The sequence below is a fragment of the Dyadobacter flavalbus genome (assembly GCF_006149045.1).
Taxonomy (GTDB): Bacteria; Bacteroidota; Bacteroidia; order Cytophagales; family Spirosomataceae; genus Dyadobacter; species Dyadobacter flavalbus.
The window spans coordinates 151,772-176,643 of record NZ_VBSN01000006.1; the positions used below are offsets into that span (position 1 = coordinate 151,772).

Here is a 24,872-nt window from a genome sequence, read left to right on the forward strand (position 1 = left end):
AACACAAGTCATGAATAAAAATTTTGAAAATGAGCTTTCCGGAGTTGTACCAATTGTTCCTACTCCTTTTAATGAAAAAGAAGAAATTGATGAAGATGCACTTCGCGGGCTCATTGATTTTGCTGTAATAAGCGGTGTAAAAGCGGTATGCCTGCCAGCCTATGCAAGTGAATTTTATAAATTGACCGATGATGAAAAATTGCAGGTTGTACGAATTGCAGTTGAGCAAGCAGCGGGCCAATTGAAAATTGTCGCACAATGCAATCACCCTTCTTTAAAAGTTGCAATCAGTTTGGCTCAGGCCAATGTTCATGCGGGAGCAAATGTGATTTCATTGGCAGTACCCAGGATTTTCAGCTTACCCGAAAACGCACTGAAGGAATATTTGACAGGATTTCTTGATTCCGTTCCTGATACACCGGTTCTTATCCAGGATTTTAATCCCGGCGGATCTTCCATCAGTGTGGAATTTATAAAAGATCTGATGAATGAGCATGCCAACTTTAAATACCTTAAACTGGAAGAACCTTTGTGTGCTCCGAAATTCGAAAATATCATCAAAGCGACAAACGGTAAAGTAGGTCTTTTTGAAGGTTGGGGCGGATTGTACATGCTGGAACTGATTCCGGTCGGGATTGCAGGTGTGATGCCCGGATTAGCAGTTGCTGATATCCTGCAAAATGTATTCAACCTTCGCACCAGTGGAGAACATGAAAAAGCATTTGACCTTTTTGAAAAAGTGATGCCGCAGATATTTTTTGCATTGCAAAACATGGAACTCTTCCATTATGCAGAAAAAGAACTGTTGACAGCAAGAGGAATTTTGAAAAACAGTATTTCACGAAAAGCAGCTTACATCCCGGATCCATCGTCAGTCAATTATATAAAGGAGCTTAACCAAAGGATTATCAGTATATTATAATTATAAACAAACTATAATACACTTTTAAATCCGACAACATTATTACAATTAAAGAGATACAATTATAATGGGCAATTTCAGCAAGCAAGTAGCAATCATTACAGGAGCAGCATCCGGATTAGGATTGGTTATTGCGCATAAACTGTTAAATGAAGGTGTACGTGCTGGCTTATTTGATATAAATGACAGCATACTGAACAATGAATTTGCAGGAAATGTACTGCAAAGAGAAATTATCGGGCTTGATGTTACAAAGGAAAATGAAGTTCGGGATGCAGTTTATAGAGTTGTTGACCGGTTTGGGGGTATAGACATTCTTATTAATTGCGTAGGAATTACAGGAATTACAAATATTAGAAGTCACGAAGTAAGTACCGAAAACCTGCAAAAAGTTTTTGATGTCAATTTCATGAGCTGCTTTTATACTTCGAAAATGGTTTTGCCGTATATGCTCGCTAACAACTACGGGCGTATTTTACATATTTCATCCATTGCAGGAAAAGAAGGCAATGCCGGCATGCTTGCTTATTCTGCTTCAAAGGCTGCTGTTATAGGCATGACGAAGGTTCAGGGAAAGGAATACGCAGAAAGCGGCATTACTGTAAATGCCCTGGCTCCGGCAGTAATACAAACTCCACTTGTTGATGCCATGCCTGAGATACAGGTTAAATACATGACGGACAAAATACCGATGAAACGTTGCGGCACATTGGAAGAGGTAGCAAACATGGCTGCTTTCATTGTTTCCAGGGAAAGCAGCTTTACTACAGGCTTTACTTTTGACCTTTCCGGCGGAAGAGCAACTTACTAATGCTTTAAAAATCAGCTTTACAGCTGGATTTTCAATAAATCAATTTTAAAAACAAGCGATGCCTGTTGTATATATAAATATAGCCAGGCATTGCTTTATGTTTTACAACTGGTTATTTAACAGATAGCCAGCTATTGATTTGCTTATTCATAGCCAGTTCATAAACGTGCATCCAGTCACTGTTACTGGTGCCATTAGCCAGCATATTGCCACTGTTTTGATCTCTGATGTAATCGTCCGGATTTTTAATAAAACGGGTTTTGGAAAATACATCTTCAAAAGATTCCCTTACCATTTTAAAACCAGCTACATATTCCCTGATTTCGTTTTGTACAATCTTCTTTTGAGCCTTGTCTGTGGCAATGTCATACTTGTTTAAAAGTAGAATTAATCTGGCAGGATACATCTGAAGTTCATTGATCTGTTTCAAAAGAGAAAGAGAGTAGTTGTTTCTTATTGCCAGCTTTTCAGCAGTTTCAATTTTTGATTTTATTGAATTATACCGGGAAAGTTCGCGTTGTGCCATTGTGATTTTCCAATTATGTGATTTACCCCATTTCCCTGATTGAAGAGAATCAGGAAGTTCCATCAAGTCAATTTCTTTAGGGTAGACAATTCGTCCCCCACGTCCACGATCCAGTTCAACGGGCTTGTCTAGCTTGATTAAAGCAGTATCCCAAAAAGAAAGAGCCTGTTCCAGATCATCTTGAAATTCAAATAAATCATCACTTAATGCAGGAGAGTAAAAGCGATGACGAAACAGAGCATGTGCGTCATTCACCTGAATATCTTCATAATTCCAGCTCAGCATTCCAAAATCATAAAGTCCTCTCCAGAACGTTTCAAAATGCGGAGAGGAATCCTCCCAGGTTGTACACAATATTCCATTCAGCTTTTTATCAATAGCAATTTTACAAAATTCCTTGATAGGCAAAAAGTTGGAATTATTACGTGGAAGCATTGGAGACATATCTTGAGCAGCCGTAGCAGCCATAACATTGAAATTACGGGATTTTAGCCAATCTATTGCTTTCAGGTTTCCCAATATGCCCGGCTCCCAGTAACTCCATCGCATGTACAAACACTCTTTTGGAAAGAGACTAACATTTTCCTGAAGTCTGTGTTCATTTTCCTTCCATACTTTTTCCACTTTTTCCTCAGGTATCGGATCCCGCATGGTGTTGTATAAACCTGATAATGAAAAAAGCATGTCATCCCAAAAAATAGGAATTCGGTTATGCTCAATGGCAAATTTACTTACCTTGTTCAACCAGTGCATTTGCAACTCGAAAGGTTTTAACCCAGACTTTTTGGAACGTTCGGACATTCCAAGATTGTAAACTTCATCACCGCCCACATGCAGGTATTTTCCATAAGGCGTTGCGGCCATAGCTTCTTCATAGAGCGAAAACTGCAACTTGTAAGTTTCCGGGTTTAAAGGATCAAAAACATAGTCTGACTTTGGATTGTCGCGCAGTTTCTTGTACATGCCGTGTTTCAATATGTAGGAAGCATGTCCTAATCCCTGAACCAGCGGACTAATTTCAATATGACGATCCTTGGCATATCTGCTGAGCGCAGCAAATTCTTCAATCGAAATGGCATGACTAGCTCCAACCAGCGGGTTCTTGCGGTATCGTAACTTGTCTTCGAACTCGACTATAATTGCATTAACCTTGATGTGAGAAAGTCTGTCAATCAGATCATAATAATAGTGTTCGGCATCCAGATGGTATTTCAGATCAAGGTGTACTGCTCGCCAGTCAAGATCCGGAAAGTCGGTAATTTTACAGGCAGGAATTAATACGTGCTGATCCCGAGCATCTTCTAACAGCTGAACAAGTGTCTGGCAACCATAAAAAATTCCTGCTTTTCCTTTCGACCTGATTGTAACCTGGCTTCCATTTATTTCAAGCATATAACCTTCGAGAGAAGTAGGTAGAGCGGGATCGGAAGATAACTCTAAGGTCAATGTTCCTTCTTCAACGGTGGCGTGCACCGGCAGCACAGCCAGCATTTCACCAAGTACAGGTTTTTCAGTAAATCCTTTCAGATTTAAAAACCTGAGATTATTAAAAGAATGCGGTTTTCCTTCACTAAACTCGATATTCTGTGGTTTTGGCAGTAATTTAAAATAATTTTTAAAGTCATCCTGTTGCAAGGCACGGGAATAAGTGCTTTGCAATAAGAATGTAAATAGAAAAAAATAAAAAACAGCCTTTTTCCGGTTCATCATCTGGCTAATGATTAATATCCAGGATTTTGTTTGATTTTCGATGGATTAACATCTATTTGAGCTTGCGGAATTGGAAACAGCCTATTATTGGCTCCGATCTGAATGATTGCTCCGTTTAGGGTTACTTCATTCTTTTTGAAATAATCATTCAATACAGATTCCAGATGGTCCGTTCTAAGCAAATCAAAAAAGCGTAGTCCTTCAAAACACAATTCCAACCGTCTTTCCCGTAAAATTTTTTCTCTTAAATCTGCCTGGCCGGATACGTAAGTGGAAGTTGCTGTCTGATCCGTTGATTGAAAATTATGCGAGTTATTCCCGAATGCCCGTTCTCTGACCTGATTAATATATGGCAATGCAAGTGCTGGAGTGCCGGCTTCATTCAGACATTCTGCGTACATTAATAAGATATCAGCATATCTTAAAATTGGATAATCCGTGCCATCTTCAGCCCTTAGAAGCACACTTTTATTGATGAATTTGTTAACATATGCCATCTTGTTGGCATCGGTTGTAAATGCAATAGAAATATCTCTTCTCAAGTCGCCTTTTTCATATGCATTATAAATGTCCATCGTAGGCTGATTGGCATTTGAACCAAATAATGGAACATCCGCACCTGCTATTGGTCCGAAAGTAGATGTTGGAGGAGAGCCTTGTCCGCTAACCACTGCGTTGGGCGTATACTGTACGGCGAAAAGTATTTCCTTATTATTTCCGTTGTCATACCTGAACACGTCTGCATAGTTTGGGAGCAGCTCATATTTTGCTTCACTTTTTTCAGAAATAACATTGTTTAAAAGAGGAGCTGCCTGTGAGAATTTCTTTTGGTAAATCAGAACTCTGGCCAGCATTCCTTTTGCGGCTCCGCTTGTTGCCCTGCCCAGTTCAGCAGCCGGATAACTGGCAGGCAGGAGAGGGATAGCATCGGCAAAGTCTTTTTCTATTTGTGCATAGATGTTTGCAGCTGGCTCACGTCCATATATATACGCTTCATCTGGCGTTTTCAATTCTTTTAAAATCAATGGCACATCGCCATATACCTTTACAAGATTAAAGTAGTAATATGCCCTGAGAAATTTTGTTTCACCTATAATTCGGTTCTTCAAATTATTATCCATCGAAATGGATTTAATTCTTTCGAGCAGAATATTGGCACGGCTTATACCTTTATAAGCATCATTCCAACGACTACTGATTGGTGCTGTCGACGTGGGGTTCAATGTAAAATTGTCAAAATCGGCATGATCCGGATAGCCTGGTACAGCTCTGGCATCATCCGTAGCTATATCGCCATAAAAGAATTCAGCAGAAGCAGCCGCATTGGTCCTCAGCATATAATAAATGCCGTTGAGTGCATTAATCATATCATCGCTTGTTTTGTAAAAAGTCTCTGTTGTGGGAGTGCTTACGGGAACAAGATCTATAATATCCTCTTTGCAGCCTGCCACAAACAAAAGTAGTACTGTATATAATTTATATGATTTCATCGCTTAATGATTAAATGTGATTACAGGCCAAGATTAACTCCAAAGGTGAATGTGCGTGCTAATGGATACGTGGCAAAGTCGTTCCCGGGCAATGTAACGCTTTCTCCATTGACGCTTACGTCAGGATTATATCCGATATATTTACTGAATGTATGAAGGTTTTGTGCACTTGCATATATTCTTAAAGAGCTGATGTGCAGCTTTCTAGTTAGCAAAGAGGGTAGGTTATATCCAAATGTGACATTTCGTATTCGCAGGTATGATCCGCTGCGAAGAAACCGGTCAGACTGTGTTTCTGCATTTCCTACTGCTGCAATAGGGCCTTCTGCTCTTGCATATATGCCATTTCCGGGCTCAGAAGGTGATTTCCACCGGTTCAACACACTTTCGGTCAATTGATTCCATACCAGTGTATTTGAACCAATGTATCTGGCAGTTATAAACTGAATATCATTTCCCTGAACACCCTGAATTTGGATGTCCAGATCAAACGCTTTGTAAGTAAACTGGTTTGTAAATCCATAAGTAAAATCCGGATTGGGGTCGCCAATTTCAGTTCTGTCATCAGTAGTAATTAGGCCGTCTCCGTTGGTATCAACAATTTTACTGTCTCCGGGTGCTCCCAGTAACTCGCCGGTTGCACTTTTCCGGCGCATTTCAGGATGTGCATCTACATCCTGCTGATCCCTGAAGATTCCTCCTAGTTTGTAACCGTAAAAATAAGAAAGCGGTTTTCCTACTTCCATTCGCTGCATGGAGTAATTTCCTGCTGAAAATGAAGTAATAGGCAGATTATCCTTTCCCAAGCGCAGAACAATATTTTTATTTCTTGAAAAATTAAGGCTGCTTGTCCACTGGAAACTTTCCTTGCTGATGTTAACGGTATTTAAAGATAGTTCAAAACCTTTATTTTCAATTTTTCCGATATTGGCAAATACACTGGTAAAACCTGATAACGAAGGAATAGGTAGATTATATAATAAATTGTCGGTAATCCTTCGATAAATATCCAGGCTGATATTTAAACGATTCTTAAAAAGACCCAGATCAATACCGGCATCTATTGAAGTATTGGTTTCCCAGCTAAGATCTTCATTGGCAAGGCTCTGAGGGGCATACCCGACTGCTAATGCACCGCCCAGATTATAATTATCAGATGTTAGTTGCGGAATGGATGAGTAATTCCCGATGTTGAAATTACCTGTTTTTCCATATCCAACCCGCAACTTTAATTCATTCAGGTTAGTAACTGATTTCATAAACGGTTCTTCAGTTACCCGCCAGCCAACAGATGCAGCTGGGAAAATGGCAAACCTGTTATTCTTTCCAAATCGGCTTGATCCATCTCTTCTCACGCTGGCGGATAAAAGATATTTATCCTTGTAAGAATAATTTATTCTGCTCAGATAGCTTAGTAAATTCCATTCTGACTTTGCCGCATTACCGTTAATTGTAGCTGCTCCGGTGACATACTGAACAGCATCGTTCTGGTAAGTTCCTGCTGCTCCAGTAAGACTTGATGTTTCATTAATACCTTTCTGATAGGAGTATCCTGCCAGAATATTTAGATCATGAGCTTCCATAAAAGTCTTTTGCCATGTCAGCGTGTTGTTCCATGAAAAAGTAAGATCCTGAAGATTCTGCTGAGATGATCTGATTGTAATGGCTTTAGCCAATGGCTGATAACGCATTTTAACCTGATTCGGATAATTAGATACCGTTGATGGACGGTATTTGTTTGTAACTCCATCAATTCTGTCCAGTCCAAAGTCAGTGCGGAATACCAGTCCTTTTATGGGTTCTAGTTCAGCATAAGTAATTCCTGTTACCCTTGCCTTTTCGTCAGCAAATTTATAATTTGGATCTTCAAGCGGCTGCAAAGGATTATTAGCAGCGGCCCATCCAACAGAAGTATAAGGCGTATTAATTCCTCCGCCGGTTCCATCATAAAGTCCTTCAGGTGTTTTTGGAGCAATACTGGAAGGAAGCACCATAGCCGTCATAGTAGCAGATGCATCACCATCCGGACTGTCGATATATCCGTCACTCCATCTTCTGTTTTCCAATACGTAAGAAGGAGAAACATTTACGCCAACACGTAAGTATTTATTAACAGTTGCATCCAGATTAATTCTTGCTGTATATCTTTTCCAGTCAGTTGCTTTTAAAACGCCGTCACCCTTAAAGTAATTTCCTGAAACAAAGTACTGCAATTTGTCAGTTCCTCCACGAACCGATAATTGGTAGTTGGAAGTTGGAGCAGTCCTGAATATTTCTTTTTGCCAGTTTGTATTTGGCAGGCTGGATGGATTGTCATATTCAGGAAGATAATTAATAAACTTCTTGGAGCCGTCTGGCGCAACTCTTGAACCATTGGGAACGTTTGGATCTCCGCCCATTGCAGCCCACAACGCTGCACTGGTTTCCTTCCAGTATTGTATTTCCTGATCGCGGTCAAGGACGTCTATCAATTTGGGAACATTCTGAAAACCGGTGTAATAGTTAAACTCAATTCTTGATTGGCCGGCTTTACCTTTCTTTGTTGTAATCAGCACAACTCCGTTAGATCCACGTGAACCATAGATCGCCTGCGAAGATGCGTCTTTGAGAACGTCCATTGTTTCTATATCATTTGGATTAATCGTGTTAATATCACTGCCTGACCCCAACGGCAATCCGTCAACTACATATAAAGGCTCATTTCCCGCGCTTATTGAACCTGAACCACGAACACGAATTACCGGAGCTGCTCCCGGTCTTCCGGTTGATGCAGTAACCTGAACTCCAGCAATTTGTCCTGCTATACCTTCCAGAACATTCTTGGTAATCTGATTTTTTACATCTCTTGAACTGATTGATGAAACTGCTCCAGTCAGTGATACTTTCTTTTGAGTACCATAACCAACCACAACTACTTCATTAAGGTTATTACTTTGTGGTTTAAGCTTGATTTGCATTGGGGCATTTTCATTAGCAACCACTTCCTGCATTTCATATCCAATAAAAGAGAATATCAATGTTTCTCCTTTCGATGCTGTAATTGAAAAAGCTCCGTTAACATCTGTAATGGATCCTACGGATGAGTTCTTTATTCTAATTGAGACCCCTGGTAAAAGTATGTTCTCGTTAGAATCTGATACTGTTCCGCTAACTGTAATATTCTGTGAAAAGGCAATTGTGTTATAAAACAGAAGCCATAAGAGTAAACAGGTACTCTTTCGTTCATAAATAAAAAGTAATACAGAGTGTCGCATAGTTTATGGGTTAAATTGAGATAATATGGCAAACAATTTTCTTTACCACTGTTTTGAACTATCATTAATATACGTATTGGCTAATGTGCAATTCTTATCTTCATGAGCCTATACTTGTGAGCAAAGAAGTAAATCCCTGAAACTGCAGTTGCTGATATTTTTGGAGTAAACTAGTATCGGTATGATCCTTTGCACATTGAGCCCAATCTGCAGGGTCAAAAGGGTCTTCTACATCAAAAGCTGGTATTCCTAATGACTTGTAACCCCAAGTTGGCAAGCTTCCAGCTGTGCAGTAAAAGACGATTTCTTCTTTTTTAGGTTCATTCAAGTTCATTCCTTTCCAATAGGGGCGGGCAATTTTGTAGCACAGGTTAACATATCCCTTGTCGTTAACAGCATCCTTTGAGCCCAGTAAAGTGCCGCCGGCAATACTTGCCAGAAAATGAAATGAAAATAAAGCTGCTGGTTTTGTCTGCTTTATATAATTCATAATTGCAGTAGTTTCACTTTCACTGGCCGGGTACTGCCCACGATATGTATATCCTTGAGGATCATCAGTTGAATATCCGTAATTCTGTTCAGTCTTTTCCCAGTCAGTTGGGAAGTTTCTGTTGATATCAACAAGATTGGCATTTCTTCTTATGTACCAAGGATTACCAAATGCTAATTTGTCACGCATATCAGGGTTTGCCGAAGGGATAGCAATGACTGAGACTTTCTTTAAAAGATCCTTATGCTTTTCAAGCAATTTCTTCAATACATACATGATCAGTTCAGGCCCTGCTTCTCCGGCGTGAACAGCCCCGATCAGTGCAATGCACTTTTCAGCTTGGCCAGCTTTAATTGCTGTTATCGACCTGCGATTTGCTGTAAAGCCAATTTGTTGAACTTGTATATAATCAGGATATGCATTTTTAAGAAAATCAATTTTAGCCTTAACTTTTTCAAAAGTCCACCAAACATCCGGATCCCTAACTTTAACCGGAAGAGGACCTTCCGGTTCGCCGGTGGATGATGCAATCCAATAACAGTATACCGCTCCTGTTTTTACATTTTCATCTGTAAAGCTGAATTTACTTTGAAGAGCCGGTTCAACTGGACCCTGAAAAACAAGGTCAGCTTTTTTATAATCCAATGCACGAAAGTACTCTTCATAATCAGTTCCGAATGTAAAATCTGGGCATTCTGTGTGAAAAATCCGGATTTCTTTATACAGGTCATTATGTACAGGTTTTGAAAAACGCATAGCTTTGAAAGCACTGACAAAAACCTGATTGTTCTTACAGAAAACATGTCCATCACGAAACGTTCTGTATTCCTCTATCAGATTATTAGTCTTTTTGGCGTATAACTTGTTTTTGTCTAAGGATGATAATATTTCAGACACTGTGAAACTTGCAAGTCCTAGAAACTTGCGGCGGTTCAAAATCCGCTTTGATAAATTTGTAATCGAAACTTCTTTTTTCATCAATAACATAAGCTCACATCAATGGAAAATGATAAATTTCAATTTTCTGATATTTCAATGATTTCCTGGTTATAAGCAGAAAGTGCCAATGACAATGCTCCATTAATCAGATCTTTTCCTTTGTAAAGTCCTTTGTCTGTTTTGTCAAAGCATAACCTGAGTTTGTATGTCTTTTCGGGTAAAACCCATGGGATGTTTATTTTTCTGGAATTTGCTCCTTTGCTGCCTCTCAGAACAACTACTGCACCTTCTCCCTTTTCATTTAATTTGCCCCACCAATGCCAATCTGTATCAGTAGGCACCGGAACACCGCTGAATTGAAAATTTTCGTAAATACTGTATTTGGCGTTTAAGTTTTCCAGCAAATCAAAACATTCACGGTACGTTCTTATATTTTCCTCTGTTAGGGAAGCTAAATCTCCTGAAAATACAGAGGGTACACCCATCAACCAGCTGCAAACCTGTCTTTGTTGAATATGTGGCGTAAGACTGCCTTTGTAGTTGAGGGTAGCTGCTCCATAGTATTCAATAGATTGTAACGGAAGGCCGCGATGTTTGTACAATTCTTTTCTGGCGTTAAAACAACCTTCAATCAACTTGGCCTTCAAACTATCCGAACGGTAATTCCAGTTAATATTATATCGTTGGCCGGGATTACCCACACCAGAATAATCATTTGGTGGAATATGATAAGCGTAAACATGTTTAAGCGCTGCAAGATCGCAAGGTACACCCGGAGTTCCCCAGTATATCTCATGTGTTATATCCATCAATACGGCTGGGGACGCATGGTTGATTTCATCCATCGTTGCAAGTAAAGAGCGTAATCCGCGTAAAAGCGATTCCTTTTGTGTCCTGCTTTCATGACCTTTAGCAACATCTCCAAACTTGATGTTAGTCAAATCCTGTTTAAAATAACTTACACCGTACTTGTCATGTAAAAAGGATATATCATTCGCATAGTAATGCCGCCATTGACTTGCAAAGCTCATTGCAAGGCCGCCGTCTCTTTTTACTAATGGAATACTGAACCCATTTTCAATACTTTTAAAATCGGCTGCCAGTTTAGGGTTCCGGTAGCATGAAATCCATAGTCCCAGCTTCATACCCTTTTCTGTAATGTAGGATGCTGTTTGTGAGAAGTAAGGAAATTTATTTTTATCAGGAACGGTGCTCGACGTAGCCCAAGCACCCGGACTTTCACTTTGTGCCCAGCCTGCATCAAGCAACATACATTTAAAACCAGCCTTTGAAGCTATATCTGCCATTTGACAGACATTCTCATGAGAAATGTATGGACCGAAATTTGACCATGAACACCATTGTGGTACAAAAGTTTGTAAGCTGGTTTTTTTCAGCCCAACAACTGTGTAAAGAAACTTTTTATAGATTCCTTCAACTGTTCTGTCTAAACTGCTGGATGTTGCAGAGGCAGTTTGAATACTATTTCCACTGTAAGCATATATAAATACGGGTTCTGATACAAATTTCTCAGCAGGGCCAATTACCCATTCAAAGAGTTTCGGAGCATATCCTGTTTTACCATGGTTATTAATAAATCTCAATGCCGACGGCACTTCACTTCCTATTATGACACCTGCTGAATGATCGGCTGTACCAAAACTGATAATGCTTGAAGTTGCGCCACGTTCTGATGGCGTAAGTTCAGTAATGTTTCTGTACTTGTCGGAAATTACGGTATTGTCAAGATTTAAATTGTCAACTTTTAACCATTTAGGACTATTGTTTGAAATTTCAATCCATTTACGAATAGCAGAATGGCCTTGATAAATTTCATAGAAAATATTAATTGTGACATTAGCGAGTTGTGCTTTCTCAATTGCTCTTACACGTAAGTTAAGCCTTTTAATACCGCTGGCGGGCTCACTCAATACATAATTTACATGATCAAAAACATTGGTCCAGTGATCTGCTTGTAAATCACATGCCTTAATCCATGAGATATTTTGTACAACTTCTGAATTGGCTTCAGAAACTTTCAGGATATCTGTTGCATTTTCCTTTTGTGCCAATTGACTTATTTTATTATTCAGCGTATCCGTTATTCCCTCAGGTGCTTTATTAGGGATGGCATAATGAAAAGAAAGTGAAAGCTCGTTGGATTCCGGATCAGAAATAATATTGTTATTAATACTGATATTTTCAGTCTTCACAGAAAACTGATCAATTGATAATACTTTTTGAATAATCCCTGCTTGAATAGTTATTTTGTTTTTATCCGCTCTGATATAAAATTTGTTCTGGCCGTAACCAACCAGATTAAACCATAAAAAACAAGCTGAAAACAAGAATACTTTCATACAATGATATTAATTTAAAGTCTCCTGCAACTGCATACAGCAGTAATCTTATTGGAACTTCAGTTGTTTAAAACACTCTTAATTTTAGAACCCGCATAAGTTATAATAGTAGCCATAAGCCATAAACAATTATAATCAAGCTTATAGACGTTTTGTAATATATAAATTTGTGTCTAATGAAACCGATTTGAATTTGTCAAAATTATACATTCGGCCCATGCTGTAGTTATGCTATTTAATTACTTGTTTATACTTTTTTAACAAAGATGTTATTTGTTCCGTTGAGGATTTTTCTTATTGCTTATAGGCCGATACTAAAAAATACGTGACAATAATTCTTATTTAAGCTAAATAATTGTAATACTATTCAGCCTTTGAACTTGAAGTATGTCTTCTGATTATCTGTATTATATGAGGCAAATACAGACCTGAAAAGTAATGTATTGACCGTATAATAATTCAAATTAACCGATGGCAAGGTAATCTAAAAAAAACCTATTTGGTCTTAGTAGCTTAAATACGTAAATGACTTAAACAAGTTAATCTTCCGAGATTTATATGATTATGAAACCGCAACTACACAGTTTAATACCTCCTGGAAGCACATCGTTTCTTTATGAAACATGGCAGTGCAACTACTTTGATAAACCCTGGCATTTTCATAAAGAATATGAGTTAGTTATGATTGAAAAAGGAAGAGGAATAAAGTACATTGGAGACCACGTAAGTGCGTTTGATGAAGGCGACCTTTCCCTGATCGGATCAAACATTCCGCATTTGTTCAGGAACAGTGACGAATATTATTTGAGAAATGGTGAACTGGAAGCAAAGTCCGTTTTTATTCACTTTAAAGAAGATTTCCTTGGATCGGGCTTTTTTGAAATACCAGAAATGAATTCGGTCAGAAGACTTCTTGATAATTCATCGCTGGCACTTGAAATCCAGGGTAAAACGAAGAGAAGTATCATAAGGCAGCTTAATCAGATTAATGAAGAAAATGGCACAAGGCGTATATTAAGCCTGTTGTCAATTTTAGTAGAATTATCTGAAAGTAAAGAATTAAAGCCTTTGCTATCCAATAGCGTTTCTGTGCGTAGAAGTTCTGATACTGAGAAGATCAGCAAGATTTTCGAATTCATTCAGAAAAATTATACGCAGGAAATCTATGTGGAGGAAGTTGCGACTTTGTTAAATATGAGCCCTGCTTCTTTTTCAAGATATTTCCGACATCATACACTAAAAACATTCTCAGATTGTGTAACGGAAATTCGTGTAAGCCATGCCTGTAAACTACTGATGCAAAATAATCATAGCGTATCCCAGATCAGTTATATGAGCGGATTTGAAAATATTTCAAATTTTTACAGACACTTTAAAAGAATTACAGGTGTGAAACCAAAATATTACAGAGACAGATTTATTAATTCTTGTAAGTGAATTGGAGTTCAGTTGATATAGTTACTTGTTTGATAACAATTATGTTTTGATAATGCTTCAAATTTAATTAAATAAGAAATTGTCATACAACAAATAAAGACAGGCAAATGCCTGTCTTTATTTGTTTAATTCAGATAGGATTAGCGCCAATCTTTGTTATTTGAGAAAGCAGTTACAATCATATAAAGCGCGGAAAATATTAGGAATAAAAGTAAAGGAGCAGCTGGAATCCATAGAATTATATTTGCAATTACAAGTTTACCCGTTAATTTTAAGCTGAAAGCAGTTGCAATGATTATTATAAGTGCCAAGCCAAGAAAATTTAGTGTGCCGTTGATACTGTTGTATTTATCACTTAGTGTGACTATGTCATAAATAGCGTTGGCTATTACCAATAAAATTCCAATACCATTAATGATAACTCCTGCTTTAAACCAAAACATAAATGTATTTCAATATCGGTCAATTTGATGCTTTAATGCTTATAAAGTAAGGTAAAATTTGTTTTTAACAAACAGCAGAGTTTATAAACACATCTATATTAATATAAATAATAAACTAAATGTATTATAAATTATCGATCGGCTATTTTAAATTATTGTTCGGCTGATTTATGATAAGATTAGGAGTATTTACATGTAATTCATCCTGTTTTTCCGATTGGTAGCTGAGGCATGTCATGTGGTAATTGTGCTTTCTTACTATTAAAAGTTAATCTTTCCTTTGTGCTTAATAAAGCTATTAACAAAATATTAAAATTTATACAAATGATGCTTCCATTCTCTTCCAAAGGTATGTTGTGTCTGCGTGGTTCTTTAAGCAGTCGCTATAATTCAAGGCAATTTGATCCATAAACATAGATTGTTTATCCTGCGGCTGTGAAAGACTTTATTAAAGCAGGAAATTTTCAGGTTGGCGGATACATGTTCTCTGCTTGATAATGGTTTTTCCTTTCGTTATTCAAATTATCATTTTGTGAAATATACTGGGTTATGAATGTTTGTTTATTTAAAATAATTAGTGCACATACTATCAAAATTTAACTTTAATTTATATGAGTCAGCAACTGGATTTTTTATTAATTGACGACAGCTCTTTTGTATTGATGACCTATGAAGTACTTCTTGAAAGAAGTGGAATGGCTAAGTCCGTAAAAGCTTTTAACGTTCCCAGAAATGCATTGAAATACATCAAAAAGCATGGAGAACAACTTGTAGAAACGGTTATACTGCTGGATTTGCAAATGCCGGATATGGACGGATTTGAATTCATAGAAGGTTTTGAAACACTGCCTGAAACAATTCGGAATAAAATAAAAATTTTTATGATTACATCAAGCATGGATCCGCAGCACATCGAACAGGCAAAAGCAAATCCGCTTATTATGGGGCTTTTTGCCAAACCTCTGGAAATGGATACATTAAAGTTAATATTGTCCATGTAACCTGACAGTTTAAGCATGAAATTGAATTACTTAGGTTCAGTACTTTTTATTTGTCTGATTTTTCTTTCGGGTAATGCAGCGAGTCAGGTGGTTTCAAAGAAGATTCCTTATCATGTCGATCAGCGATCTGAACCCAAAGGATCCGGATTTAATACATTGATTCCCGAAAAAGTCGGTGATTTCATCCGTATGGAATATCAGGATCCGAAGCCCGGACAGGATGGTGAGGCTCTGTACAAAAGTAAAGATGGCGAAGTATTTATGTTGTTCAGCCGTCAGGATAATCCGGATGATGTAAAGGAAGTAATGAAGGTTATTATGGATGAAGTTCATATGCATATTGCGCATGCCATATCTCAAATTAACCTGGAAACTGATCCTGCATATATTCATTTAATTGGACCCAAGATTGCTTTCTTTGCCTGGAACCGTGGATTATATTGTTTCTCTGCCGATAGTACAAGCGGGAATGAATCAGTGCTGAATAAATTCATGGATTCATTTCCTTATTAGAAAGTCCGATTTTTGGTTAAATAGATTTTCATGCTGTAATATCCGAAGTGAATTACCTTTTGGTAATTGATGGTTTACTTTAAATCATTGCTTTCCTGAAAGTAAAATAGTGATTGTAATATTTACTATGCTCTTTCAAGGCATCTGTAAAGGTTCATCGTTATTATCACAATAAAGATCAGATGAAGGCAATATTCCGCTTTTGTATTTTCCCGGTTATTTTCATGGGTGTATTACTGATCACTGCTGAATGTCTGCTTTTTGACCATAATCCTAATGTCAAAAATTTTGATTCGGTAAATAATAAGTACAGCAAAGATTCATTTGTTCCGGAAAATGCTGTGGTACATAACCTGATTGAAAGTGAACATAATGTGGCCTTCAATGAGAAACCATCTGAAATTTCTGATCTTAAACATAATACCCAAACTTATTACAAACCTGAAAAGCAGGCTCTTCAAAACAATTTAAACCTGAATAGCCAATATGTCAGATATTATTGGATAAATAAAAGGACTATAAATGATGATAAAGAAGTATATCGCAGTAAGCAAAAGTCAGTAAGGAATAAGGACACTGTGCTGCCGGTTGATCATGAAGATTTTACAGGAAAATACGTGAGTAATCAAGACGGCATTTGTCAGGATTCTATATTCCGGTTTGTGCATGAGGAAACGGATACTTCCGATGAATCACAGGTGAATTTGGATACGGTGATTAATGCCGGAAAAGCATCCGTGACGCAGTCTTGTCAAAAACATTTTACGCCATTATCCAAAGATGTCTTTGACAATATGCTCAATACGGTAAGGAATAGAGTAAGTGCTTCTTTGACCATTTCTTTGTTTCCCAATCCTGTTTCCGACAAGCTCATTATTGTCGAACAGGATTGGAGAAACATGAAGAGCATTCAGCTTTTTACTATTTATGGAAAATCAGTATACAAATCCGAGCTGCCTCAAAGTGAGATTGATGTTGGAAGTTTTGCAAATGGAATGTACGTGCTGATTATTACCGATAACGACGGATCACAATACTCGCAAAAAGTAATGATCAACACAGAATAACCAAAGCAAGCCAGTCACTTATTAATATTTAATTATGGTATGAAAAAAGTTTCCTTTTTAGCATCCGCCTTTTTGTCATTGTGCCTTCATTCCAACGTAAAGGCACAGTTTAATTCAGGCAGCCTGTTTATTTCGGGCACAACTGCGGTTTCTATTGACGGACTTGTTCTTGTTCCGGACAACGATCTGTTGTTATCTAATAAAATTCTGACCCGCGAGCCACAAGCTGTAACAGAATCTTTGTTCAGCAGTATCAAAAGGGTTTATTCGTTTAATGAAGAATTTAGTTTTACCGGAAAAGCCGGCCTAATTTACCTGCCGTCAGAACTGAACAGCAATGTAGAGGCCACGCTCAAAATGGTTTACTGGAATCTTGCCGAAGGTTATGTAATTACTTCCGGAAATACGGTGGAAACGGGTGCTCATCTTGTTTTCAACATTTTCCAGAACCGGAATTTGCAAAAAATAACAGCCGCCGGTGACATTGATCCGGGCAATGGAAATCCCGGCGATGGCGATCCTGAAAACCCGCTTCCGGATAATAATCCGGACGGGCCATTTACTGCAGGCCATTTTTTTATTGCAAAGGCAACTCCTGTTTCTCTCGACGGACTGGTCATTATTCCTAGTGCAGATTTGCTACTGGATAACAAAACCTTGACAAGAACGTCCAAAGCAGTGCCGGGAACGCCGACAAACAGTATTAACAGGGTTTATACATTCAATGAAACAGTCCCTTTCAGTGGAAAGGCAGGAATTATTTACAACACATCGGAGCTGAACGGAAACACGGAAGCAATTTTACAGATCATTCACAAAGCTGCTGAAGATTATGTAACTACATCCGGCAGTATGGTTGATCCGGGCTTGCATTATGTTTCCAACAATTTTGCGAATCTTGATCTTTACAGAATGACAGCAGGCGATGGCAACAGCGCATATCCAGTTACGCTTGTAGGCTTTACAGCAAGAAAAAATGAGAATAACGCTGAGCTGCTATGGAGTACTGCCGAAGAAACCAACAGCGATTATTTTGAAGTACAGCACAGTACAAATAGCAAGAAATGGCATCCGCTTGGACAAGTGGAGGCAAACGGCGAAAGTAAAACGTTAAAGTCTTATGCATTCCTGCACTTTGGCCCTGTTGCCGGTGAGAATTTGTACAGGCTAAAAATGGTTGACAATGACGGCACTTTTGCATTCAGTAAAATAAGAAATCTGCATTTTGACAGCGATGAAGAACTAAACGTTTATCCTAATCCGGTTATCGGAAAAATGGTTATTAAAACCGACGACTGGACAAAAATAAAGCGTGTAGATATTTACAATGCTTCCGGCAAATCTCAGTTTGTACCAATGCAATCCATTAATGAAAACCAGCGGGAAAAAGAATTTAATTTACAAAATCTGCCTTCCGGCATTTACCTGATTAAAACCACCCGAACGGATGGAATTATTGTGACGAAGAAAGTAATGAAGAAGTAAGTGCTGCTTTACGAAAGTAAATTGAGGCAGTACTTGAATAAAGTATTTCAAGCAAAAAGCCCGGATTGTTAAAAATAAAACCGGGCTTTAACATTCATTGAACCTATGTTTTAAACTTTATTTGTTAGTCTAGTTTTATTACTAATCTTCCATTGAAGTAGGCGTCTTCATCACCTGTTTTAAGCTTTGATGTAGGTTGGGAGCCGGTTGGTGATATTTTACAAAATATAGAAACAAGATCACCAGGCCATAATTCAATGTCTTTGCTTATTGCTAATGGAGCTGAGCCAATAATTAAATCCGCTAGATCATCTTCTCGGGCTAGCTGAATAGTTACATGAGATTCATTAAATGTGTTATTGGATCGCTTGACTTGTAAATAAATGTTTAGAGAATTAATAGGTGTGATTCCATCTTCAAAAGCGACCATAGCATCAAAGTGATAAATCCCATGGTAAGGTGCATTAAAATTACTAATTGGTTGTACCTGAGGAAATTCTATTGCAGCATTGTAGTTGTTGTTTAAATCATACTGTGGTGTATGAAAGTGTACAGTTCTGCCAGTACCGTCAATTACCTGACTACCATTACTGAATACTCCTTTAACCGAAAAAGCAACATTCGGCAAACTTCCACCACCATTTCCCGGAGCTTGCCATGAGGCATTGCCGTTTGCATCCGAAGTAAGTACTTTGCCGGCTCCTTCTCCGTTATTTTGCAGCCTTATTTTTCCTTTTACGTTTAATGCATTTCCTGTGGCACTAACCGCATAAACTCCGGTGCCGGATTCACTTTCACCGTAAATAGCAGCTCCGCTTTTGCTTTCTCCATAAACGCCAACACCCGAGGAAGTAGAGATTCCATGAATGGCACCGGAAAGATTAGCTGAATTGCTGTTTTTAATTTTAAATAAGGATCCCGAATTGTTACCTGCTCTGCTAAAAGGAAGATGGAGGTCACCAAGCTTGCGCCAAAAAGGGTTTGCATCATTACCATTGCCTTCACCACCACTATTATAATAAAGTCCAGGACCATCTAAATTATCTGCATTATGAAAAATTATTAAATTCTTTGCTGGATTTTTAAAATATGGGTCTGGAGTGCCATAAGATTGTAAAGTATAAGTTGGCAATAAGATTCCTTTAGCAGATTTATCCACCCCGATAGTCTCAACTTGCCGAATATCCAGCAACGCGCTTGGATGGGGCGTAATCGTGTTAATACCTACATTCTGGGCATGTAGCCAATGGCTGCAGGCAAAAGTGGCTGCAAGCAATACAAGTCTTTTCATAAGAAAAAGAGCGTTAAATTTTGTTCGTTTATGAATCACCAAAGATGATTTTATTGGCTGTCAATTCGGAAAAGAATTAGCCGGAGGTATAAACGGTTGAGTTAAAGGCTTGACAGTGCTAAATAAATCTTGCTTCGTGTAATTATAATGACTGGTATGCAGTTGCACAGTAATTGACTTTTCAGATTGTATTTTACTGATGCTATACCTGCATCAACCGAATATTCCTTAATACCTGCCACTGGGTAATTTCACACACGGAAATATCAAAGCCCTGTCTATACTTACATCGGCAGCGCAATGGCCAAGTTCATATTCCGTCATTTTTAGATTCAATAAATATGAAGCACACTTACAAACCTGTTTTTGTTTTGATATTTGCCATGGCTGCATTGGCCGTGATTTATGCAGGCAAGGATTATTCATTTGTCAAACCTGTTGATCCGGCACCTGAAACCAACCTGAAAAACAAGCTTTTTACAAAAACGCTGCAAGTGCCGGAAGGTGCAAACGGGAAGATACAGCAGGAACTTGCAAAAAGGGAATATTACATTTCCAGAGATGCTGCCAAAGGATTACTTCAAAGTCCGAATCGGAGGCAAAATCTGAGGGCATATTACAAGCCAGGCGAGTTAACCGTTCAGAACCGCGTTGATTCTGCAGGCCATAATTTTAGGTTAAAGCTGATCAACAAAGGTATTTATGCAGATGGAAGAAAATTTCTGCAGCCCCAATCTGATGCATGGACGGAAAGTATTGAAAATAAACTGCAAATCAGACATAAAGGCTTTGTTGAAGAATATATCAACAGCAAGGAAGGCGTGCGTCAGAACTTTATTATTTATGCAGCACCGGAAAAAACCAGAGAGTTGCAGGTAAAATTGTCGGTTGAAGGGCTGAAAGTAAAAGAAGCAGAAAATAACGAATTGCATTTGTTCCGTGAGGCAACAGCAGTAATCAACAAAGAACAATTAATTTACAACGACCTTAAATGCTGGGATGCCAAAGGCAATGCGCTGGATGCTATGCTGGCCATTGCCAATAAAGATATTGTGATTTCAGTGGATGTGCAAAATGCAGTTTACCCTGTCACCATTGATCCCATTATAACAAACGGAGACCCGACCAATGCCAATGCAACGCTGGAAGTTAATCAGGATGAAGCAGGAATGGGCGCTTCGGTAGCCAGTGCCGGCGATGTGAATGGTGACGGATTCAGCGATGTGATTGTGGGAGCACCATATTATGACATCAACGGATTAACAAATGTAGGTGCTGCATTTCTGTATTACGGATCTCCAATGGGAATTACAACAACCGGATTGGTGACATTACATTGTAATCAGTCGGAATCTTTAATGGGCATTTCCGTCGCCAGTGCTGGCGATGTAAATGATGACGGGTTTAGCGATGTCATTGTCGGCGCTCCATTTTATGAAAGTGATCCCGTTCAGCATGAAGAAGGTGCCGCATTTATTTACCTAGGTTCAGCATCTGGGCTTGGTAACATTCCCGCAACTACGATAGAAGGCAATCAGACAGAGGCTGCACTGGGTAACTCCGTTGCGGGTGCCGGCGATGTAAACGGCGATGGATTCAGTGACGTAATTGTAGGTGCTTATTATTATGATATCGATCAAATTGATGAAGGTGTTGCCTTTATATATCATGGATCTGTTATTGGCGTAGATATAATCGCGGATCAGACTTTACAAAAAGATCAGGCAAGTGCTGAAATGGGATATTCGGTAGCAGGAGCAGGCGATGTAGATGGCGATGGATATAGTGATGTGATTGTTGGTGTACCATATTATGATAATGGTGAAACGGATGAAGGTGCAGCTATTATATATTATGGTTCAGCAGCTGGTACCCAAATTATTGGAACGGATATATTAGACAGTAATGAAGAGGGTGGGAACTTCGCTACTTCCGTAGCTAGCTGCGGCGATGTCAATGGCGATGGATTTGGTGATATTATTATTGGAACTCAATTTGCTGGAAATGGTAATGGCGTCATTGTATTCGTATTAGGTTCAGCTCTGGGTTGCATTCCGGAAAATGCAATTTTTAATTATACAGCATGGTATGGTGCAAGTGCTGGCGACGTAAATGGCGATGGTTACGGAGATATTATTATCGGGGCACCACGGTTTGATTCTAATGTTAATCAGGATGTTGATGAAGGTGCTGCCTTTGTATTTTATGGCTCGGCTGGATTTGGAGTAAATGTTCAGGAGACACCTGATATTACAATTCAATCAAATCAGAATCAAGCATACATGGGCAACTCTGTAGCAAGTGCCGGCGATGTAAATGGAGATGGATTCAGCGATTTGATAATAGGAGCTTATCTTTATGATAATGGAAGTAATGATGAAGGCGCTGCATTTATTTATCATGGCTCGGCAGCCGGTACAAGCCTGCAGGCAACAGCAAAACGTGAAGGAGATCAGGCAAATGCACAAACAGGTTCATCCGTTGCAAATGCAGGCGATGTAAACGGAGATGGTTACAGTGATGTTATTGTCGGAGCGCCATTATACGAAAATGCAGGGTTGGTAAATGCCGGTGCAATATTCGTGTATCAGGGTTCAGCAACGGGAATTGGTTCTGTGCCGGCATTTACTTTGAAGGGCGATCAGGCTTATGCTTTATTAGGCAATTCCGTTTCCGGTGCCGGCGATGTGAATGGCGATGGTTATGGCGATGTAGTTGTCGGTGCACGTCTTTATGATCAAACGCTGGCAGATGAAGGTGCAGTTATTATTTTTTATGGCTCTCCTTCCGGACTTAATGCCGCATCCAGAACAATGTTGTATGGCAATCAGCTAAATGCTTCTTTTGGAAGTTCAGTAGCCGGATCCGGTGATGTAAATGGTGACGGTTACAGCGATATCATTGCAGCTGCACCGGGTTTTGATAATAGTCCGGGTAATGAAGGTGCCGCATTTGTTTATCATGGCTCTTCGTCAGGAATTGAGACTGCATTTACTACAGTTTTGAAAAGCGACCTTCCCAATACATTTATTGATCTTGCAGTGGCACCGGCAGGTGATGTGAATGGAGATGCATTTGGTGACGTCATTGTAGGAGCCAGAAATTACAACGACGGTGCCGCATTTGTATACCACGGTTCAAAAGCAGGAATTGATCCTGAATACAATGTCTCCTTGCCGGGCGATCAGGTTGGAGTTGCAATGGGTTCGTCCGTTTCCGGTGCAGGCGATGTAAACGGTGATGGTTTCAGCGATGTAGTTGTGGGCGCAGTAAATTACAATGCCGGACAAGGAGCCGCGTTTGTATTTCATGGTTCTTCAGATGGAATAAACAGTACAAAGGCAGCAACGCTGGAGAACGCGCAGGCAGGATCATTAATGGGTTCTTCTGTGTCGGGTGCCGGTGATGTAAATGGTGATGGATATAGCGATGTAATTGTGGGATCATTATGGTACGATAACGGACAAAGTAATGAAGGTGCCGCATTGATATTTCATGGTTCTCCGGAAGGTGTTAACACTGTTTATACGACCATGCTGGAAACGGATCAGGCTGATGCCAATATCTTTTCTGTTGCAGGTACGGGCGATGTAAACGGAGACGGATACAGCGATGTAATTACAGGTTCAAAGTTTTATAACAACAGTAGCGGGCAGACCGATGCCGGGGCTGTGTTTGTTTATTCGGGAAATAACGGAAGCGGTAACCTCAGAAACAATGTTCGCTTGTACAACTCTGATCTGATTACAAACATTAACAAAAGTCAGGTTAACGAGCATGATTTTGGAGCCGGTCTTTTTGCCAAATCTTTTTTAGGCAAAAGCAAAGGCAAACTGGTATGGGAAACGAGGAAAGAAGGAGAGGGCTTTTCAGAATCTCCGATTACCAACAGTACGCAGTTAACCGACGAGCAGGATTCCTATGCCGATCTTGGATTAAGCGGAACTGAATTGAAAAGTGTCATAATCAAGAAATCCAATGCAACCAAAATCAGAGTCCGTATCAAATATGATCCTGTACTGGCACTAACGGGGCAAGTATATGGCCCATGGAAGTATTTGTCGGCTTACACCGCAGGAAGCAGCTACAATGCAAGTACACCTTTGCCGGTTGAACTGATCAGTTTTAATGCAGATACGGTTGAAAAATCAGTGGAATTGCATTGGGCAACTGCTTCTGAAGTTAACAGCAAAAGCTTTGAAATTGAACGCAGCAAAAATGCCCGTGACTGGAATCAGATTGGCAGTGTTCCGGCAAATGTTAATGTAAAATCAATAAGCCATTATTCTTTTACAGATGTAGCGGTGCTTTCCGGTACATATTATTATCGCTTGAAAATGACAGATCAGGATGGAACGTATACATACAGCCGTATTCAGGTTGTTAACGTCAGTTCTGCAGAACTACTTGTTACATTATTCCCGAATCCGGTTTCTGACAAAATCAATATCAAGTATGAAGGAACAGATGGTATTCAGGAAGTCCAGCTAAGATCTGAAAATGGTAAAACAGTTTTTCAGTCCGGAAAAGCTCTTAATCAAATTGACATTAAACATTTGCAGCCCGGCCTGTATATACTTGTCATTACCGGTCAGAACGGAATGAAAAGTACGCACAAACTGATTGTGAAAAAATAATCATTTCGTCCGGATTTGTTTTTGGTGACTTAGGCAATATCCGGTATTTATTTGCCTTGCTTAATCTGAATAAAAAGGATTGTAATTATAATTTTCCCGGAATAACTGATTCCGGGAAAATCTGTTGATGATCAGGTTTACAAACTTACTGCATGCTATATACGTAAGTAAGAGTGTCATAAAAACAACTTCTCTGAAACCGGTAAGATTGAAAAGAACCGACAACAAAAAGGCTGGTTGCTGGCTGTAAAGCAACCTCAAATACCTTCCATCAATGTAGAAAGTTCAATTATAATTAAAGTGCCAAGTGCATTTCCTTCTGCATCGTATTTATCAATAATTTCGAGAGAAGTATGCTGACCTTGCTTTGAGACTGTAAATTGAACTGTGTCACCTCTTAGTTTGATTAAGGGGAAAAATAAGTAAATTAGTTTAACTTATAGACACGATGAAGACAAACGAATCCTTCGATTTTCAGCGCTTCAAAGAAGAAGCG

General features: G+C 39.0%; 15 protein-coding genes. 8 read left to right on the plus strand and 7 right to left on the minus strand.

Translation table 11 applies throughout. The features are described from left to right. Positions 1–10 precede the first annotated feature (10 nt). Together FEM33_RS00755 and FEM33_RS00760 are read left to right on the plus strand one after the other, a co-directional pair. Entirely contained in the window at positions 11–922 is a 912-nt protein-coding gene (locus FEM33_RS00755; RefSeq protein ID WP_139010208.1) for a dihydrodipicolinate synthase family protein, read from the plus strand. A gap of 67 nt (positions 923–989) precedes the next feature. Next, a complete protein-coding gene (locus FEM33_RS00760) occupies positions 990–1,733 on the plus strand; it encodes an SDR family NAD(P)-dependent oxidoreductase (RefSeq protein ID WP_139010209.1) in 744 nt (247 codons plus the stop codon). A gap of 112 nt (positions 1,734–1,845) precedes the next feature. Here the strand turns inward: FEM33_RS00760 and FEM33_RS00765 are convergent, their stop codons facing one another. From FEM33_RS00765 to FEM33_RS00785, 5 genes are all read right to left on the minus strand, one after another. Continuing rightward, positions 1,846–3,969, minus strand: a complete 2,124-nt coding sequence (locus tag FEM33_RS00765) for a glycoside hydrolase family 20 zincin-like fold domain-containing protein (protein ID WP_139010210.1) — start codon at positions 3,967–3,969, stop codon at positions 1,846–1,848. Positions 3,970–3,980: 11 nt separating this feature from the next. Further along, positions 3,981–5,459, minus strand: a complete 1,479-nt coding sequence (locus tag FEM33_RS00770) for a RagB/SusD family nutrient uptake outer membrane protein (RefSeq protein ID WP_139010211.1) — start codon at positions 5,457–5,459, stop codon at positions 3,981–3,983. Between the two features lie 20 nt (positions 5,460–5,479). Continuing rightward, positions 5,480–8,713: a SusC/RagA family TonB-linked outer membrane protein gene (locus tag FEM33_RS00775; protein ID WP_139010212.1), complete on the minus strand. Its 3,234-nt coding sequence runs from the start codon at positions 8,711–8,713 to the stop codon at positions 5,480–5,482. 100 nt (positions 8,714–8,813) lie between these two features. Further along, positions 8,814–10,181: a M14 family metallopeptidase gene (locus FEM33_RS00780; protein WP_161597044.1), complete on the minus strand. Its 1,368-nt coding sequence runs from the start codon at positions 10,179–10,181 to the stop codon at positions 8,814–8,816. A 38-nt stretch (positions 10,182–10,219) separates the two neighbouring features. Then, a complete protein-coding gene (locus FEM33_RS00785; RefSeq protein WP_139010214.1) occupies positions 10,220–12,502 on the minus strand; it encodes an alpha-amylase family protein in 2,283 nt (760 codons plus the stop codon). Positions 12,503–13,066: 564 nt separating this feature from the next. Here FEM33_RS00785 and FEM33_RS00790 point away from each other — a divergent pair. Continuing rightward, positions 13,067–13,939: an AraC family transcriptional regulator gene (locus tag FEM33_RS00790; RefSeq protein ID WP_139010215.1), complete on the plus strand. Its 873-nt coding sequence runs from the start codon at positions 13,067–13,069 to the stop codon at positions 13,937–13,939. Between the two features lie 140 nt (positions 13,940–14,079). Here FEM33_RS00790 and FEM33_RS00795 read toward each other — a convergent pair whose 3' ends face one another. Next, positions 14,080–14,382 (minus strand): hypothetical protein, encoded by a 303-nt coding sequence (locus tag FEM33_RS00795; protein WP_139010216.1) that lies wholly within the window; start codon positions 14,380–14,382, stop codon positions 14,080–14,082. 611 nt (positions 14,383–14,993) lie between these two features. Here FEM33_RS00795 and FEM33_RS00800 point away from each other — a divergent pair. The 4 genes from FEM33_RS00800 (at position 14,994) to FEM33_RS00815 (ending at position 18,448) form a co-directional block, all read left to right on the plus strand. Continuing rightward, positions 14,994–15,383: a response regulator gene (locus tag FEM33_RS00800; RefSeq protein ID WP_139010217.1), complete on the plus strand. Its 390-nt coding sequence runs from the start codon at positions 14,994–14,996 to the stop codon at positions 15,381–15,383. Positions 15,384–15,398: 15 nt separating this feature from the next. Next, entirely contained in the window at positions 15,399–15,896 is a 498-nt protein-coding gene (locus FEM33_RS00805; protein WP_139010218.1) for a hypothetical protein, read from the plus strand. A gap of 617 nt (positions 15,897–16,513) precedes the next feature. After that, complete coding sequence (locus tag FEM33_RS26240) at positions 16,514–16,963, plus strand: T9SS type A sorting domain-containing protein (protein ID WP_161597045.1); 450 nt, start codon at positions 16,514–16,516, stop codon at positions 16,961–16,963. A 39-nt stretch (positions 16,964–17,002) separates the two neighbouring features. After that, positions 17,003–18,448, plus strand: coding sequence for a T9SS type A sorting domain-containing protein (locus FEM33_RS00815; protein WP_139010220.1), 1,446 nt, complete (start codon positions 17,003–17,005; stop codon positions 18,446–18,448). 124 nt (positions 18,449–18,572) lie between these two features. Here FEM33_RS00815 and FEM33_RS00820 read toward each other — a convergent pair whose 3' ends face one another. Further along, the gene (locus FEM33_RS00820; protein WP_139010221.1) at positions 18,573–19,739 is read right to left on the minus strand and encodes a phage tail-like protein; all 1,167 of its coding nucleotides are present in this window, start codon (positions 19,737–19,739) and stop codon (positions 18,573–18,575) included. A gap of 341 nt (positions 19,740–20,080) precedes the next feature. Here FEM33_RS00820 and FEM33_RS00825 point away from each other — a divergent pair, with 341 nt between their 5' ends. Further along, entirely contained in the window at positions 20,081–24,376 is a 4,296-nt protein-coding gene (locus tag FEM33_RS00825) for a T9SS type A sorting domain-containing protein (protein ID WP_161597046.1), read from the plus strand. Positions 24,377–24,872 lie beyond the last annotated feature (496 nt).